Raw genomic sequence first — 15,727 nt, 5'->3', positions numbered from 1 at the left:
GGAAAAATCCGCCCAAAGCTGATAATTTCTGACTGCTCCGGCGGCTGCCCGCGCGACCGTCCCGAGAAAGGGCCGGTACCGGACTCTAGAGCCGTTCCGTGAACTTTCGTGGTCGACGGCACCTCGATGGTCACGGTTTCCGGGCGGTCGCTGGAAGGCATTATTTCTCAAAGTCAGAGGGGTGGAGATGCGGATCGTCACGAAGAAGGCCGGGGCTTGCCTGGCAGCCTGCCTGCTGGGATCCGTGCCCGTTGCGGCATCTGCCCAGGTGACTCTGACCGAGTTCAGTCGGCCATACGTGCCAGGGTACGGCATCGCCCCGCTCGAGGTTTACGCTTCCGATCGTGACGTCCTTCAGCTGTTCGCGGGCGCGGAGGTCGAGAGGCACAGCAACGTCTTCGCGCTGCCTGACGGCGTGAGCCCGCTGTCGTCCTATGGCAACACGAGCCGCTCGGACACCGTCTTCCGCGGCCTCGTCGGGATCTCCTTCGACCGCCAGGTCAGCCTCCAGCGCTTCAGGCTCGACGCTTACGCCCTGCCGGTCAAGTTCGTCGAGTATTCGAACTTCGACAACGTCGGCTACTCGCTGGGCGGGCACTGGGACTGGGCGGTCGGGCGCCCGTGGTTCGGAACGCTCGGTGCGCGGCTGACCAGCACGCTCACGCCCTTCGGCACCTATTTCGTGTCCAGCAAGAACCTCGAACGGCGCGCGAGGGTGTACGGGAGCGCCGGCTTCCGCTTCACGCCGCGCTGGGCGGCGTTCGTGGGGCTCGATACCGAGACCCTCGACAACTCCTTCAGCGGCGTGGACGCGGCCGACTTTCGGTTCGTCAGCACGGAGACCGGCCTGCGCTACGCCCCGGGCACGGGCACCGAGGTCGACTTCGTCTGGCGCCGGACCAGCGGGGAGTATCCGAACCGGCAGGTCGTCGACGAACTGGGCAACCTGCTGCCCGGCGCGGTCGACAACGAGTTCACGCAGAATTCTCTGCTTGCCCGACTGCAGGTCAGGCCTTCCGACGACAGTCGCATCGCCGGTCGCATAGGCTTCACCAGCCGCGAGTTCGAGAACCTGTCGCAGCGCGACTTCAGCGGCGTCACGGCGGGGCTGAACCTCGACTGGATGCCGAGCGGGGCCTTCACGATGCGCGTCGAGCTGATTCGCGACATCCAGTCGGAGGAACTGCTCACGGCCAGCTACGTGGACCTGACCTCGCTGAGGCTCACGCCGTCGCTGCGGCTGACCGGCAAGGTGACCCTCTTCGGCAGGGCGATCCTCTCCCGCGCCTCCTACGAAGGCGACCCCGGGTTCGTGCTTGCCGGCAGCCCGCGCAAGGACGACATCAGGATCTTCGGGATCGGCCTGGGCTACGAGTACGCACGCAACATCACGGTCAACCTGGAGGCGCGCCAGACCAACCGCGACTCCAACTACTCGACCTACGAGTACTCCGACACGATGCTGCTGGCCAACGTGCTGGCGCGATTCTGAACGGGCCGCGCTCGGCCTGTCAGGCGTGCGCCTGGCGGCCGACGCTCGATTGCGGGGGGTGACCCCCCGGATCACGGCCGCGCAATCCGTCACGGCGTGACGCAGCTGCGCGGTCTATGATTATTGCGTACCTCAACCCGAACGAACGCTAGCCCGATGACCTACAAGTCCCTACTTCGTTTCGCGCTGGTCCTGTGGTCGACGCTGTTGATGGCCGGCGCTCACGCCCAGGGCGGAGCGGGATCCAGCGGCGACTATCTCCTGGGGGCGGGCGACGTCATCCGGATCCAGGTCTTCCAGAACCCGGAGCTGACCACCGAAGCGAGGGTTTCCGAGAGCGGGGTCATCTCTTTTCCGCTGGCCGGCGTCGTCAAGGTCGCCGGGATGGCGCCCACGGCGGTGGAGCAGTTGATCGCCCGCCGGCTGCGCGAAGGCGGCTTCCTGCAGAACCCGCAGGTGACCCTGAACGTCCTGCAGTTCCGCAGCCAGCAGGTGTCGGTGCTCGGCAACGTGCGCACGCCGGGACGATACCCGCTGGAAACCACGGGGATGCGACTGTCCGAGGTGCTGGCTCAGGCCGGCGGCGTCACGGTCGAAGGCGCCGACCAGGTGATCCTCATGAGCTCGCGCAACGGCCGGATGCAGCGATACGAGATCGATCTGGTCGAGATGTTCGCTTCCGGCAACCTCGAGAACGACATGACGCTCGTGGCCGGCGACGTCATCTACGTCAACCGTGCTGCCCAGTACTACGTGTACGGGCAGGTCCAGAGGCCCGGAATGTACGCGGTCGACCGAGGCCTGACGGTTGCCCAGGCCATCGCCAAGGGCGGCGGCCTCACCTTGCGAGGCACGGACAAGAACGTGCGCGTCCACCGCCGCTACGGCGATCGCACGGTACAGGTCCTGGAGCCCAAGCTCGACGATCCCGTCATGCCGGGCGACCTGATCTTCGTGCGCGAGAGCCTGTTCTGACGAAGGGCGGGGGTCGTGCGCCCTCGCCGCAGGCTGTCCCGGGCACTGCGCCCGGGGCATCGGTCGGGCTCATCGCCCGGCGAGAGGGCGCGCGTTGCCGTTTCGACCACACGTGTAGCATGCAGATGATTGATCGCCCGACCAGAGCGCCACGACGGCGTGTCGAAGGGCACGCGCCCGGCGGGACGCCTCGGCCCGAGGCGGCTGGCCCGCGCAGGAGATTCCTTGCAGCGCTGTCGCCGCTCCCCCTTGCAGCACTGTCGCCTCTGCTGCTGGGCCCCGGTCAGCCGCAGCTCGGCCCACCCCGCATGATCGAGCGCGGCGGCTGGCTGCTCGACGCCCTCGATCGCTGATGTTCGCCGAGAATCTCGAGGCCGTCTCGTCCGGGGGGCGGGTCTTCGACGTCTGCCTGGTCGGTTCCGGGCCGGCCGGCATCACGCTCGCGAACGAGCTCGGCGGGCGCGGCTTGTCGGTGTTGCTGCTGGAGGCGGGCGGCGGGCAGTACGACGAATCGTCCCAGGCGATGTTCGAAGGCGAGGTCGTCGGTCCGCTCAAGTTTTCCCTGGAAACGAGCCGGCTCCGGTATTTCGGGGGAAGCTCGAATCACTGGGGAGGTTTCTGCCAGCCGCTCGACGAAGTCGACTTCGAAACCAAGGTTCCCGGCCTCGACACCGAGTGGCCGATAAGGCGAACGGACCTCGACCCCTACCTGGCGCGCGCCGCCGAGATCGCCGAGCTGCCTGCGGCGCAACCGGAAACGCCGTTCGGGGCCGACCTTCGGCTGACCCACATGCGCTACTCGCCGCCGGTGAACTTCGGGATCAAGTTCCGGCCGGCGCTCGAGCGGCTCCCGAACGTGGCCGTGGCGCTCGATGCCTGCGTGGTCGACATGCAGGAGCGAGGAGGCGAGATCGTGTCGCTCGAGGTCAGCCAGCCCGACGGCAACAGGCACCTCGTGCGCGCCCGGCGCTTCGTTCTCTGCGCGGGCGGCATCGAGAACAGCCGCCTTCTTCTCTGGGCCAATCACCGCAACGGCGGCCGGATCGTCCGCGACGCGCGCACGCTCGGACGCTATTGGATGGAGCATCCGCACTTCACGATCGGGGAGGCCCTGCTCGACGATTCCGCCCCCTTCGTCTACGACCGGTGGTCCATCGCCTGGGCGGCGCCGACCGCCGCGGCCATGCGCCGGCTGGGCATGCTCAACGTGGGCCTGCGCCTCACCCGCCGGAACCGGGAAGCGACGCGCCAGATCATCGCCGATCTCGCCTGCCTGGCGCCGGAGCTCGGTCGCTGGGCCCTTGCGAAGTTCCGCCGCCGGCTCGTCTGCGGTGTCATGCTGCGGGCTTCGTGGGAACAGGCCCCGCAGCCCTGGAACCGCGTCGTGCTCTCGAAGGATCGGGACCGCCACGGCGTGCCGCGCGCCGAACTGCACTGGCGCTTGAGCGATTTCGATCGCAGGACCGTCCTGTCAGCAGCGACCCTCTTCGCCGAAGAAGTCCTGCGGCGGAACTACGGGCGGGTACGGCTGGATCCGTGGGTGCTCGGGAACGGCACCTTCCCGGCCGACGACGAGGTCAAGGGCAACCACCACATGGGAGGGACGCGGATGAGCCGGGACCCGGCGCACGGCGTCGTGGACGCCGACTGCCGCGTCCACGGCCTGTCGAATCTCTACGTCGCCGGGTCGTCGGTGTTCCCGAGCGCCGGGGCGTCGAACCCTACGTTCACCATCCTGCAGCTCGCGCTCCGGCTGGCGGACCACCTCGCGGAAAGGCCGCCTGCCGCAGTGGCCCGGCGAGACCGCCCTCTTGCCGCCGGCATCGGCGCCTGACGCGGCGATGAAGCAGCGATCCCGCTCGGCCTGGACCCTTGTCGCTTGGGTCGCGCTCGGCCTGGCCGCGCTGGCCGCCGCCGCGGCGGTGCTCCTGTTGCCGCTGCGCACGGGCGTCGAAGGCTGGAACGAGCGCGCGGTGGCCCGGCCCAACACCGTGACGACGGATGCGCTGGTGCGCGGCCTGTTCCCGCGTTCGGGGCCGGCTCCGGGACCGCAGGCCTACGACTCCCTGGCGAGGTACTTCCTCGAGGGCTGGGCCTCGTATCGCACGCCCGGCAGCGAGCGGGCTTACTACCCCGGCGAACCCAGCTTCTCGGGCCGGCTCGCCGACGGCGTCGAAGGCTTTTCCCGCGTATTCCCCTTGGCGGCGGCCTGGCTCGCGAGCGGGAGGCCGGCGACGATCGACACTGCGTCGGGCACCCTCGACCTGGCAAAGGCCTTCTCCGAAGGGCTGGCCAACGGCACGGATCCGGATGGGCACGCGTACTGGGGAGCGATCGGCGATTACAGCCCCCAACTCGTCGAGTCGGCGGACGTCGCGCTCGGCCTGTGGCTTTCGCGGGAATCGGTCTGGTCGCGGCTCGATGCGGCGACGAAGCAGCGGGTGATCGAGTGGCTGCGGGGGGCGCTCGAGAGCCAGACCTACGACGGCAACTGGCAGATGTTCCCTATGGTGGTGCACCGGGTGCTGAAGGGGCTGGGGATAGACGTGAGCCGCTGGGACGCCCGCATCGAGAGCAACTGGGAGTACTTCAAGAGCTCTCACCGGGGCGAAGGCTGGTTCTTCGAGCCCCACCGCGGCTTCGACTACTACAACGCCTGGTCGGTCCACTATTCGCTGTTCTGGCTGAACCGCATCGACCCGACCTTCGAGCCGGATTTCCTCCGGAGCGCGCAGCACGACTTCGTCCGTTTCTACAGCCACCTGTTCGGTCCGCAGGGGCAACCGCTGATGGGGCGCAGCGTCTGCTACAGGATGGCGGCGCCGGCCCCCCTGCTGACGTCGCTGGCGCTGGCGCCGGGCGCGATATCGCGCGGACAGGCCATGCGCGCTCTGGACCTGACGTGGTCCGTGTTCATTTCCCGCGGCGCCCTCGCCGACGGGAACGTGACGCAGGGATTCTGCGGGCCCGACCTCTCCACGCTCGCGCAGTATTCGGGCCCGGCCAGCTGCCTTTGGTCCCTCCGGTCGCTCGTCGTCGCTTTCGCCCTCGACCGCGAGCTGGGCCTGTTTGCCGCGGAGCGCGAGCCGCTGCCGGTGGAGCGAGGCGATTTCAGGCTGACCAACGATGCGATCGGATGGACGGTGTCCGGCACCCGGGAGACGGGTCGCATAGAACTGGTCATCGAAGGGAACGCCGCCGGCGACGGACCGGCCCTGGTTCCGTACGGCCTGCGCCATCGTCTCAAGGAGTGGCTGCTTCACGCTCCGCGCCGGCCGGATAACGGGGCGGCCCTCTACGGCCGGCGCAGCTACTCGACCGACCGCCCCCTGGTCGAGTGTCCCGGGGCCGTTGCGCAGTGAGGACAGCGGCGCCTTGGGGCGCGCCGGTGCCAGCGCGAAACCTGCCGCCGCGATAGCATGCCGCGAATGGCGCCCAGAATCCTCTTCGTGATCTTGTCCTCGAGGCGCGCGACGGGAGCCGTCGAACAACTCGTGGACATGCTTTCTCCGCACCAGGTCGTGATACATCACGATTTCAGCAAGGCGGCGGATTTCCGGGTCGACCGCCCGAACGCCCGGCTGATACCCGACCCCTGCCTGACCGGCTGGGGCACCTGGGGGCTCTGCGAGGCGATCGTCCACTCCATCAGGTTCGGTCTGGACAACTGCGAGTTCGACTACCTGCAGCTTCTCAGCGAGGCCTGTCTCCCGATTCGTCCATTGCGCGAATTCGAAGAGCATGTCGCCGGCGGCAACGCCGATGCGAACGCGGACATCATCGACATCGAATCCGATCCCGACACCTGGATGACGTATGCGTCCCGCGCGTACTTGCCCGCCGGCAGCCTCCGCTACAGGGTCGCCCAGAAGCTCCGGTCGTGGTACTTCGGCGACGACGCGCAGTGGGTCGAGCGCCAGTCTCTCGTCGTGCTTCGGCCGACGAGCGGCGGCAAGGTGTTCTCGTCCCTGCGGCGCAAGGCCGCGCTGGCGATCACCCGCGCGATGTGCGCAAGGCCGTTCTGCGCGCACGTCTACTCGGCCGACTTCCGGCCCGCGGTGGGCAGCACCTGGTTCGGCGCCAGGCGCGAGGTCTGCGAGCACCTCGTCGCCCGTGCGCACGAGCCGAGCCTGCGCGCGTTCTTCGCGCGCCAGGCGATACCCGACGAACAGTTCCTGCAGACCATCCTGCGCAATTCGCACTTCCGGCTCGGCAGGTCGAATCACGCGATCAGCCGATTCAGCCGGTCGGGCCACACCCAACTGATCCGCCCCGACGAGCTCGAGCGGATGTTCGCCTCCGGCCGCTTCTTCGCCCGCAAGTTTCCCGACGACCCGGCCGCGCCGTCCCGCCTGTCGGCGATAGAGCGCGTGTCCTCGCGCTAGCCGCCAGCGCACGGCACCCGGCAGCCGTCAGCGCACGGCCCCGGCAGCCGTCAGCGTTCGCCGAGTGGCTTTCTTCACACGACGCCGCCGTCGCCCGTCGTACACTGCTTTCGATCCGGCCGCGAGCGAGGCTGCCGCCGTCATCGAGACGGAAGGCGGTCGACGGCGGACGGCGGACGCGAAGGGTTGACGGCGCAAGGGCGAGCAGCGGGGACGAGGACGAGGATGCGGCCTTCCAGTGGGCGGATTCTGTTTGCGGTGATGTCGGCCACCCAGTCGGCATCCGTAGTGCGCCAGCTCGCCGGCTTGCTGGAGCCGCACAAGGTGCTCGTTCACCACGATTTCACGAAGCGGGCGGATTTCGGGCTGTCGGGCCCGAACATCGAGCTGATCGAGGACCCGCGACCGACCGGCTGGGGCACCTGGGGATTCGCCGACGCGATCCTGCACACGATGCGCTCGGCGCTGGAGCGCCACGACTTCGAGTACTTCCAGCTGCTCAGCCCCACCTGCCTGCCGATTCGCCCGATCGAGGAGTTCGAGGACTTCGTCGCCTCGGATCCGGCCGACGCCCATGTCGACCTGATCGACGTTGAGAGCGACGAGGACGTGCTGATGACCTTCGGCTACCGCAGCTACCTGGCCGGCGACACGCTGCGATACAGGCTGCTGCGCAGGGCCCGCCGCTGGTATTTCGGAAGCGAGCCGGAACTGGTGCAGACCCGCTCCCTGTCGATCTTCAGGAGCGGCCCGCGCGCCGCCGACAGGCGATTGCCGGTCAAGGGCCGCCTCGCGCTCGCGCTCACCCGGCTGGCCGCCGCGGGGCGCCTCGGGCCCCACCCGTTTTCGGCCGCCTTCCGGCCTGTCGTGGGCAGCGTCTGGTTCGGATCTCGCCGGCGCGTCTGCGAGTACCTGGTGGAAGCCGGCCGCGATGGGCGGCTCATCGAGTTCTTCAGCGGCCTCAACAACGTCGACGAGGCGATCTTTCCCACGTTGCTCGCGAACTCGGGCTTCAGGCTCGGCCCGTCGAATCACGTCATCAGCCCGTTCGACGAGGACGGGCACCCCTGCTGGATCGACGAGAGGTCGTGCGAGCGGCTGGTCGCGAGCGGACGCTTCTTCGCGAGGAAGTTCCCCGACGATCCGGGATCTGCCGCGCGCCTGCACGCCATCGAGCGGTGCGTGCACGAGTCGCTGGCCCGCTGACGCGAGGGCGCTGGCGTGGTGCCGGCGCCGCGGCCCGGCTTCAAGCGCCGCGGCAGACCGAGCGGTAAAGTTGCGCGGTGCGCTCGGCGATCGCGCCCCAGTCGTACTGCCTGCGGATCTGCTGCTGGAGATCCGCCCAGGTCTCGCGGGGCACCGAGGCCGGCACCGCGGACATCGCTGCGGCAAGGCCGTCGATGTCGCCCACCTTCACGTAGCAGCCGGCCGGCAGCTCGACCTCGTGGTTCGCGGGAATGTCGCTCGCCACCACCGCGCAGCCGGCGCTCAGCGCCTCGAGCAGCGCGATCGAGAAGCCCTCGATCGTCGATGGCAGGGCGAACAGGCCCGCATTGCACAGCAGCGAATGAAGCGCCTTGCCGGTGCGAGGGCCTGCGAGCACGACCGCAGGGTTGCCGTCCGCGAGGGCGCGCACCCGGGCGCTGTGCCTGTCGCTGCCCGACATGTCTCCCACGATGGCCAGTTTCCAGCCCGGCAGATCGGCCTTCGCGAACGCCAGCACGAGGTCGTCCTGCTTCTTCTCCGGCGCCGAGCGGCCAATGTGCACCACGTAGCGGCCCGGCTCCAGCCCCAGCTCGCCGAGCACGCTCCGGTCTTCGGGAGGGTCGATCGCGGGCACCCCATTGGGGATCGCGATCGGCTCGCGTCCGTATTGCCCCGCGAGCTGCGCCGCCTTGGAGCGGGAAACGCTGACGACGGCGTTCGCGAATCGCATGGCCATGCGCTCGCCGGTCCTGAGGATCCACTTGCCGGCGGCGCCCCATTTCTCGCGCTCGTAGTCGGAGCCGTGGTGCGTCACCACCACGCGCAGGCCCAGGAGCCTGGCCAGCGGGGTGTAGATCGCCGGGCCGATGGCGTGCAGGTGCAGCACATCTGGGCGCCGCACTGCCGCGTAGGCGATCCCGAACAGCGTGTGCACGATCGTCTCGATGCCGGTGCTTCGCGGCGACCACAGGCGATGCAGCGTGATGCCCTGCCAGCGGCGCCCCGACGCCGGATTCGCGTACGGGCTTCGGACGACCATCTCGACCTCGATTCCCGACTCGACGATGCGCGGATAGAGATGCTCGCAGTGAGTCTCGATGCCGCCGGGTACGCCGGGCACCGCCCGAAGCCCGAGCACCATCACCGTGATGCGTTCGCCGTCGCCTCGCTTCATGTCCTGACGCTCTCCATCCGGCACCGATCGAACACCGAGAACCGGCCATTGCTCTGAATGTGATGGATCCGGGCGGGGTTCTCGAGGCCCGTGGGGCGAACGTCGAGGACTTCCGTTTCCGCGTAGTCATCGGGCGTCAGGACGTCGATCCGGTTGATCGAGAAATCCTCGCCGTAGCCATGAGTGTCGAAGCCCTGCCGCTGGGATACGCGGTAGATCGCGCCCTCGCGCAGGAGGATCCCGCCGTTCCGCGCCCTCGAGGCATCCAGCGAGACCGGGTTCATGCGGTGGGGAATCCAGCGGTCCGACAGCGGATCGTCCGCGTAGAAAATGTGCAGCTCGGAGCAGAGGTCGCCCGCGTCCGGCTCATCGAGGTTCGTGAACATCCACCAGCGGCCGCCGCGCTCGAAGATCATCGTGTCGACGGTCGACACGCCGCTCATCAGGATCTTCCTCAGCTCCCAGCGGTCGGGCACGCGCACGCATTCGTACAGGCGGACGTCCCGGTTCTCGCTGGTCTCCGGAACCATGAAGATCCTCGATCCATGCCGGAAGACGTACGGAAAGGACATGTGGAACGGCTCGGCGATGACCTTCCCGATGCGGGTGGCACCGGACTCGCCGATCTCGTACGCCGAGATGAACCCGCGCTGGTCGCTGAAGTGGAGCTCCTCCACGAAGCAGTATGTGCGCCCGCCCTCGTCGAGCAGGAACGGATCCGCCAGGAATCCGCCCTTCGGGTTCTCGATCCTGGTCGCCGCGCGCGCGTCGAGCCGCGGCCAGTCGCCACGGGCCAGGAAGACGCTCCAGCGGGGCGCCCTTCCCGACACGTGCCTGCGAATCGCCTTCCCGGCCAGTCTGCGCAGGAGGACACCGAGATAGGCGGCCTGCGCGCCGATGCCGGGCCCCCCCTGCGGCGGATTCGACCAATGCGCTCGGGCAGGCGCCTCCGGCATGCGGCGCGTTGCCGCGATCCCGGCGAGCACGACGCGCAACCGGTGAAGGCTCTTGCGCTGCGCGACGAGCCGATTCGATACGAAAGAGACGCGGTTCCACACGCGGCCGCTCGCCAGGACCGCCTCCCCCCCGGACTCGCGCCCCCGCGCGAGGATCGCGTAGCCGGTCGAGTCGCGGCCGAAAAAGGTCTGCCAGAAGCCTGCGGTCTCGGGCGATCCGGCGATCTCGCCCTCGTGCTCGACCGAAACCAGGCCGAGCCTCGTCGACGCCAGCGCCTCGGCGCGGGGACGCCACGACCCGAACACGACCAGCAGGTCCACGCCTGACTCGCTCAGCCGTGCCGCGGAGCTGCCGGAATCCAGGTCGATCACGGCGGGCACCTTCCCGCTCACGTCGCGCTTCTCGAGGCTCTCGCGGGCCGCGCGGCCGGCCAGCAGCGATTCCGCCTTCGCCAGGAACGGAAAGGTCCTCTTGCTCAGGACGCTCGGGAAACCGCCTCCGGAAGCGGCGGCTAGCCGCCCGGGCCCTTCGCCGCTCGCGCTGCCGCCGGTGTCGCGTCCGCGATCGACGAGCAGGTGCGTGATGGCCAGGTCATCCCGCGCGGCCGCCCAGTCGAGCAGTGCGTGAACGTTCCAGCCCTGCAGCGCCGAATCGACGACCAGGCCGATGCGAAGTCGCACCGGATTTTCCGCATCGTTGGGGCGATGTGGCGATTCTGGCATCGGGCGGGAATACGGCCTGCATTCGAGAGGAGAGTGCGCGGAAGTCTACGCGAAAGGAATTCCGGCCGACGCGGAACGATCGCACGAACGCCCTGTCTGGCGCCCGTCGCCGACGGGCGCCGGGCGGGGCGGCCGGCGCAAGCCGGCCGTCCGGACTCAGCGGGGCGGCGGATTGGCGCGCAGCACGGCCTCGCTCATGGTGTGCATGACGTGCAGCTGCGGCTCGACGGTCACGTACTTGTGCCGCGAGGTGCCGATGCCCGGGTAGTAGGACACCGACACGCCCTTGGGCGGGTACCAGTCGGCGCCGATGCCCAGCAGGAAGCGCGCGTACTGCCGGTCGTCCACCCCGTTGGGGTCGTTGAGCACCAGCTGCGAGTAGCACAGCACCAGCACTTCGGCGACGTCGTAGGGATCGATGTCGATCACCCCGCCGGTGTAGCCGTGCGGCACCCAGTAAGTGCCCGAGGAATCCAGCCCGCGCACCGGCATGGGCCTGACCGAGGTCGAGCCGTCGGACTCCTTGCGCAGGTCCAGAGCGTAGGACTCGAAGTTCGCCGAGCCGCGGAAGGTGGGCCGCCAGGCCTCGGCGGACTTGTCGTCGCGCTGGAACAGCCTGCGCCAGACGCCGGACTTGGACTTGATCCACAGTTCGTAGCCCCAGGTGCGCACCCGCGAGTTGCCGGTGTAGCCGGGCGCGTGGTTCGCGCCGTAGCGCTCGCCCAGGTAGACCTGGTCCCAGAGATGGACCCGGGGCCAGCTCTGGATGTAGCGCATCGGATCGGACATGCTCAGATAGGACAACTGGGCCTGGTAGTCCGGGTTCTCGGTCGTGAAGGCGGCGGAGGTCGCGTAGCGGCCCATGGCGAGCACGGCGCGGTCAGCCTGCGACGAGTAGGAGGCCGCGCTGCGATGCAGGAGGCGGTCGTCGTTGGCCGCGTAGGAGCCGTCGGCCGCGCGCATGTCCCGCACCGCGACGTCCAGCCAGGCCGAGGCCGCCGGGGCGGGGGTCGATGCGCTGCTGGTCGACGAGGTCTGGCTGCTCGCTGCCAGCAGGACGGTCGTGCCGTCCTGCGTGGTCCCGCTCGTGCTCGTAGTCCCGCTCGTGCTCGTGGTACCGCTCGTGCTCGTGGTACCGCTCGTGTCCGAGGTGGTCATCGTGGAGACCGGGTCGGCGCTCCCGGTGATCACGACCGTTTCCGTGCTCGACGTCTTGACCGGATTCTTTCCCCGGCTCTGCGGGGACCGGCTCAGCGACACGTCCGCAACGGAATCGTAGGCAAGGTCTCCCATGCCCGGGTCGCCACCGGAGCCACAGGCGGAGAGCCCCAAAGCAAGCATGCACGCGGCGAACATCGTCAGCTTTCCTCGAATCCGGGACCCAGCGGAATTGTACCCACGCCTTGCGTCCTGAGAGTCTGTCCAGCACAGCATCGCGAACTCCTCGATCGATCCACGCCACCCCGGAGCCAGGCGCCCCGGGAACAGCCACGCGCCCGGAGTGCGTGACTTTTTTCACGCACAAGGGTGGCGAGGGTGGGATTCGCGCGGAATTCGCGGCCGATCGCCGGGGGGCTGAGGCCGACGGACAGAATCGAGCGGCGGCTTTCGGCGGACGAGCGGCAGGCTTGCGCCGGTCGCGGTGCCGGAACGGGTCGGCGAACGATGCGGTTCACGGGAAGCGGCGGGCTGGCGCCCCTGCCGGCCGAGCTGCCCGGCCTAGCCCCGGCGCCTGAGCTTCCGCACCAGATCGGCCAGGAGAGCCCGCTCGCGAGCACTCCAGGCGCGGGATGCGACGACCGCCAGCAGGAATGCCGCGATGCTCGCCCCCGCACAGACGGCCCAGTGGGCATGGAGCAGCGCGAGGCCCCTGCCTGCCGCGGCGCCCATCGCCGCCGCGGCGACAATCCAGGCGAGACCGAGCAGGTCGTGACGGTAGTCGAAGCCGTCCCGGCGCAGCAGAAGGCCGAGCAGCACGCACCCCGCCGCCAGGCCGACCAGGTTCGCGGCCGGGAGCGCATAGACGCCGAGCGCGGGCAGCAGCGCAATGCCCGGCAGCATCGACAGGGCGATCAACGCGTTGGACCAGATCAGCGGTCCGTTTCGCTCGACGGCGTGGCTGACGTGATCGAGCATGTGCCTCAGGGAAGAGAGCAGCACGAGCGCGCACATGAGCAGCAGCAGGCCCACCGCGCCGTCGCCGTACTTGCCGGCGCTCACGAACGCGAGCATCTCGCCGCCGCCACCGGCAACGACGGCAGCCGCGAGGCACACCGCGACCGCGTTGGTCTTGAAGATCACGTTGGCCGCGAAAGCGAGGTCCTCGAAGCGGTTGTCGCGAACGTAGCGAGCGGTGAGCACCGGCCGGATCACGCCCGCGAGCAACTGGACAGGCAGGTATCGCTGCATGAGATCGGCGACGGACTGTGCGAAGCCGAACAGCGCCATCTCCATCCCCGACAGCGTCCCGCCCACAAGCAGGCGATTGGTGCCGCCGCCGTACGGCATGATGAGCATGTGCTGGACATAGCCCTTCAGGCCGAACCGGATCATCCGCCTGGCGTTGTCGCGTATCCAGTCGGCGCCGCCTTCCTCGCCGGTCCGGCCGTCGCGCAGGGCCCTGCCGTACAGGCCGGCCAGCATGATGACGCACCCTATCGCGTCGGTGGCCAGCTCGATGAGGATCACCGCTTCGAGGTCCAGTTCGCCCCGCCATGCGACCGTCGAGAGCAGCAGGAACCGCACGACGGTGACCGCGCCGAAGCCGAGCTGCGCGATCGGCTGGTGGAGCATCGACTCAAGCACGGTGAAGAGCGCCATCGCCATCACCCGGAACAGGATCACCAGCAGGTACAGCTTCAGCGCCCACTCCCAGCTCTCGAGGCTCACGAGTGGCGCGATCAGCGGGGTGAGCAGCCAGATCAGGGCGAGGAAGGTGGAGAGCACCGCGACGCGGCAGCAAAGCCCGATCGCGACGAGGCGCCGCAACTCGCGGGCGCGGTGCCCGACGTGCAGCACCGGGACGAATCGGGACAGGACCTGGCCGATCCCGATATCGGTCGTCGCATCGGCCAGCTGGACCAGCGCGAACAGGATCGAATAGGCGGCGAACTGCGCGACCGGCAACTCGCGCACGAGGAGCACGAAGGTGCCGATCCCGGCCACCGACGTCAGCGCCTTCCCGCCGACGAGGTAGGCGAGGCCGCGGACGATCCGCGAGGCGCTGTACGGATCGTCCGCGTCGCTGCTGGACGCGGGATCGCCCGACACCGGTGGGCGCGTCAGCCGGCTATCGCCCACGCTGGGCATCGGACGGCGCGGTCCCTCCCCGTTCCATCCGACGTCGCCAGGCAATGAGGCCCAGCGTGACCGCCGACAGGACCTGCAGGCTCGGCACCGAGATCGGCGCGCCGGAATACAGCGGCATCACCGCGAGCATCACGGCCATCGCGCGCAGCGAGCGGCAGAAGGCCCTGTCGAAACCCGGGTGCGCGATCCGGATCAGGCGGGTCGCCTCCGCGGCCGCGAGCACGAAGATCCCCATGAACAGGGCGGTCCCGACGAGCCCGAGATCCCAGAGTATCGACGACGTTGCCGTCAGGCCGAGGTAGATCCGCCCGTGCAGCTGCTCCATGTGGCCGGGCTCCGGCTCGCCCAGCCCGCCGAACGAGCTGCCCAGGCCGTGGCCGAAGAGCAGGCTCACCGGGTCGGCAAGGCCGTGGTTCTCGAACCAGTACGTGTGGGCGGTGAGCCGGTTCAGGCCGTGGCTGTAGTACGGGCGGTCCCCGAAGTTGTACTCGATCACGCCCTCGATCATGGTTGCGACCGTCTGCCCGGGCTCGGCGTTGAGCAGCAGGTACACCCAGCCGGCGAGCGCGGCAACGGGAGCGGCGAGCAACAGCCCGAGCACGAAGCGGACCGGGTGCCTGACGATCACGTCGGCGTAGGTCGCAAGCAGGGCCAGCGGCATCAGCACCAGGATCAGCGTGACGTCCCCGAGCGTCAGCGGCGTGATCGCCAGCAGCGCCAGGACGAAGAAGTTCCTGGGAGCTATCGCCCCGTCGCGGAGCGCGGCGAGCAGGTAGGCGAGGACGAAGATCAGCAAGAGGGCCATGACCGCGCTGCTTCCGCCGCCGAACAGCGAACCCTCCATCGTGCCGACCACGATGTCGATCGGGATCACGCCCGGCCTGCCCTCGAGGGTGGGAACGAGCGCCACCCGCTGGAAGGCCGCGAACGGAAGCTGCACGGCCGCGAGCCCCACCAGGAACGTCCACCACCGCCTGACCAGCGTCGGCGGGAAGGGGACGACCGCAAGGATGAAGAGAAGCCCCATGAACTGGAAATAACGCTTCGACGCGCGGACCCCCTCGGCGAGCGGGCCGTCGGAATAGAGCAGGGAGAGCACGCCGAACACCGCGAACGCGACGGCCACCAGCACGAAGGCCGGCGCGGGCGCCTTGAAGCGCAGCTTGCCGATCGAGGCGTACAGGAAGGCCGCGCCGGACAGGAAAAAGCCGAGCAGCGAGAAGAGCCAGCCCGCCTTCTCCAGCGCTGGCACGAACATGAACAGCGGACCGCTGATCAGGAGCACCCCGACCAGGATCGTCCAGACGACGAACGGAATGGCCGCGAGGAGCGCCAGACCCAGCACCGCTCCGAGCGCCAGGGCGATCGGCACCGGGCGGCCCATCGCCACGATGTAGCCGATGAGGACTGCGGCGAGCGCGAAGCCGGCGACGATCGCCGCGGCGGCGAGGCTGTCCGGGTGCAGGCGCTCGAGGCGCCGATCTACGAACCGGTACGACATCGCCAC

General features: G+C 69.0%; 12 protein-coding genes. 7 read left to right on the top strand and 5 right to left on the bottom strand.

The annotated features are described in order from the left end of the window. Positions 1-298: 298 nt before the first annotated feature. From epsL to M6I34_RS14485, 6 genes are all read left to right on the top strand, one after another. The gene (epsL, locus tag M6I34_RS14510) at positions 299-1,492 is read left to right on the top strand and encodes an XrtB/PEP-CTERM-associated polysaccharide biosynthesis outer membrane protein EpsL (protein WP_272486391.1); all 1,194 of its coding nucleotides are present in this window, start codon (positions 299-301) and stop codon (positions 1,490-1,492) included. Positions 1,493-1,648: 156 nt separating this feature from the next. After that, on the top strand, positions 1,649-2,467 hold the full coding sequence (gene epsE, locus M6I34_RS14505) for a polysaccharide export protein EpsE (protein ID WP_272486390.1): 819 nt from the start codon (positions 1,649-1,651) through the stop codon (positions 2,465-2,467). 352 nt (positions 2,468-2,819) lie between these two features. Then, the gene (locus M6I34_RS14500; protein ID WP_272486389.1) at positions 2,820-4,301 is read left to right on the top strand and encodes a GMC oxidoreductase; all 1,482 of its coding nucleotides are present in this window, start codon (positions 2,820-2,822) and stop codon (positions 4,299-4,301) included. Between the two features lie 7 nt (positions 4,302-4,308). Further along, a complete protein-coding gene (locus M6I34_RS14495; RefSeq protein WP_272486388.1) occupies positions 4,309-5,829 on the top strand; it encodes a DUF2264 domain-containing protein in 1,521 nt (506 codons plus the stop codon). 132 nt (positions 5,830-5,961) lie between these two features. Continuing rightward, entirely contained in the window at positions 5,962-6,852 is an 891-nt protein-coding gene (locus tag M6I34_RS14490) for a beta-1,6-N-acetylglucosaminyltransferase (RefSeq protein WP_336254613.1), read from the top strand. Positions 6,853-7,113: 261 nt separating this feature from the next. Further along, a complete protein-coding gene (locus M6I34_RS14485) occupies positions 7,114-8,058 on the top strand; it encodes a beta-1,6-N-acetylglucosaminyltransferase (protein ID WP_272486387.1) in 945 nt (314 codons plus the stop codon). A gap of 40 nt (positions 8,059-8,098) precedes the next feature. On the opposite strand, the gene M6I34_RS14480 is transcribed toward M6I34_RS14485, so the two are convergent. From M6I34_RS14480 to M6I34_RS14470, 3 genes are all read right to left on the bottom strand, one after another. Beyond that, the gene (locus M6I34_RS14480) at positions 8,099-9,232 is read right to left on the bottom strand and encodes a glycosyltransferase family 4 protein (protein ID WP_272486386.1); all 1,134 of its coding nucleotides are present in this window, start codon (positions 9,230-9,232) and stop codon (positions 8,099-8,101) included. Further along, positions 9,229-10,869: a glucosamine inositolphosphorylceramide transferase family protein gene (locus M6I34_RS14475; protein WP_272486385.1), complete on the bottom strand. Its 1,641-nt coding sequence runs from the start codon at positions 10,867-10,869 to the stop codon at positions 9,229-9,231. The genes M6I34_RS14480 and M6I34_RS14475 overlap by 4 nt, the downstream gene beginning before the upstream one ends. A gap of 198 nt (positions 10,870-11,067) precedes the next feature. Further along, on the bottom strand, positions 11,068-11,874 hold the full coding sequence (locus M6I34_RS14470; protein ID WP_272486384.1) for a hypothetical protein: 807 nt from the start codon (positions 11,872-11,874) through the stop codon (positions 11,068-11,070). Here M6I34_RS14470 and M6I34_RS14465 point away from each other — a divergent pair. After that, positions 11,873-12,190: a hypothetical protein gene (locus tag M6I34_RS14465; protein WP_272486383.1), complete on the top strand. Its 318-nt coding sequence runs from the start codon at positions 11,873-11,875 to the stop codon at positions 12,188-12,190. The two genes, M6I34_RS14470 and M6I34_RS14465, sit on opposite strands and share 2 nt — an antisense overlap. Positions 12,191-12,630: 440 nt before the next feature. On the opposite strand, the gene M6I34_RS14460 is transcribed toward M6I34_RS14465, so the two are convergent. Both M6I34_RS14460 and M6I34_RS14455 read right to left on the bottom strand, forming a co-directional pair. Beyond that, positions 12,631-14,265 (bottom strand): lipopolysaccharide biosynthesis protein, encoded by a 1,635-nt coding sequence (locus tag M6I34_RS14460; protein WP_272486382.1) that lies wholly within the window; start codon positions 14,263-14,265, stop codon positions 12,631-12,633. Further along, entirely contained in the window at positions 14,201-15,721 is a 1,521-nt protein-coding gene (locus M6I34_RS14455; RefSeq protein WP_272486381.1) for a hypothetical protein, read from the bottom strand. Before M6I34_RS14455 ends, M6I34_RS14460 begins: the two co-directional genes overlap by 65 nt. Positions 15,722-15,727: the final 6 nt, after the last annotated feature.

The sequence above is a fragment of the Zeimonas sediminis genome (genome assembly GCF_023721795.1).
Classification (GTDB): domain Bacteria; phylum Pseudomonadota; class Gammaproteobacteria; order Burkholderiales; family Burkholderiaceae_E; genus Zeimonas; species Zeimonas sediminis.
The sequence above is the reverse complement of the archived record's forward strand: the minus strand, read 5'-3'. Positions and strand labels throughout refer to the sequence as shown.

Bases quoted from the DNA above. Each gene is read 5' to 3' on its own strand.
- epsE (WP_272486390.1), top strand. From the start codon at position 1,649: ATGACCTACAAGTCCCTACTTCGTTTCGCGCTGGTCCTGTGGTCGACG.
- M6I34_RS14500 (WP_272486389.1), top strand. From the start codon at position 2,820: ATGTTCGCCGAGAATCTCGAGGCCGTCTCGTCCGGGGGGCGGGTCTTC.
- M6I34_RS14495 (WP_272486388.1), top strand. From the start codon at position 4,309: ATGAAGCAGCGATCCCGCTCGGCCTGGACCCTTGTCGCTTGGGTCGCG.
- M6I34_RS14485 (WP_272486387.1), top strand. From the start codon at position 7,114: ATGTCGGCCACCCAGTCGGCATCCGTAGTGCGCCAGCTCGCCGGCTTG.
- M6I34_RS14480 (WP_272486386.1), bottom strand. From the start codon at position 9,232: ATGAAGCGAGGCGACGGCGAACGCATCACGGTGATGGTGCTCGGGCTT.
- M6I34_RS14465 (WP_272486383.1), top strand. From the start codon at position 11,873: ATGTCCCGCACCGCGACGTCCAGCCAGGCCGAGGCCGCCGGGGCGGGG.
- M6I34_RS14470 (WP_272486384.1), bottom strand. From the start codon at position 11,874: ATGCGCGCGGCCGACGGCTCCTACGCGGCCAACGACGACCGCCTCCTG.
- M6I34_RS14455 (WP_272486381.1), bottom strand. From the start codon at position 15,721: ATGTCGTACCGGTTCGTAGATCGGCGCCTCGAGCGCCTGCACCCGGAC.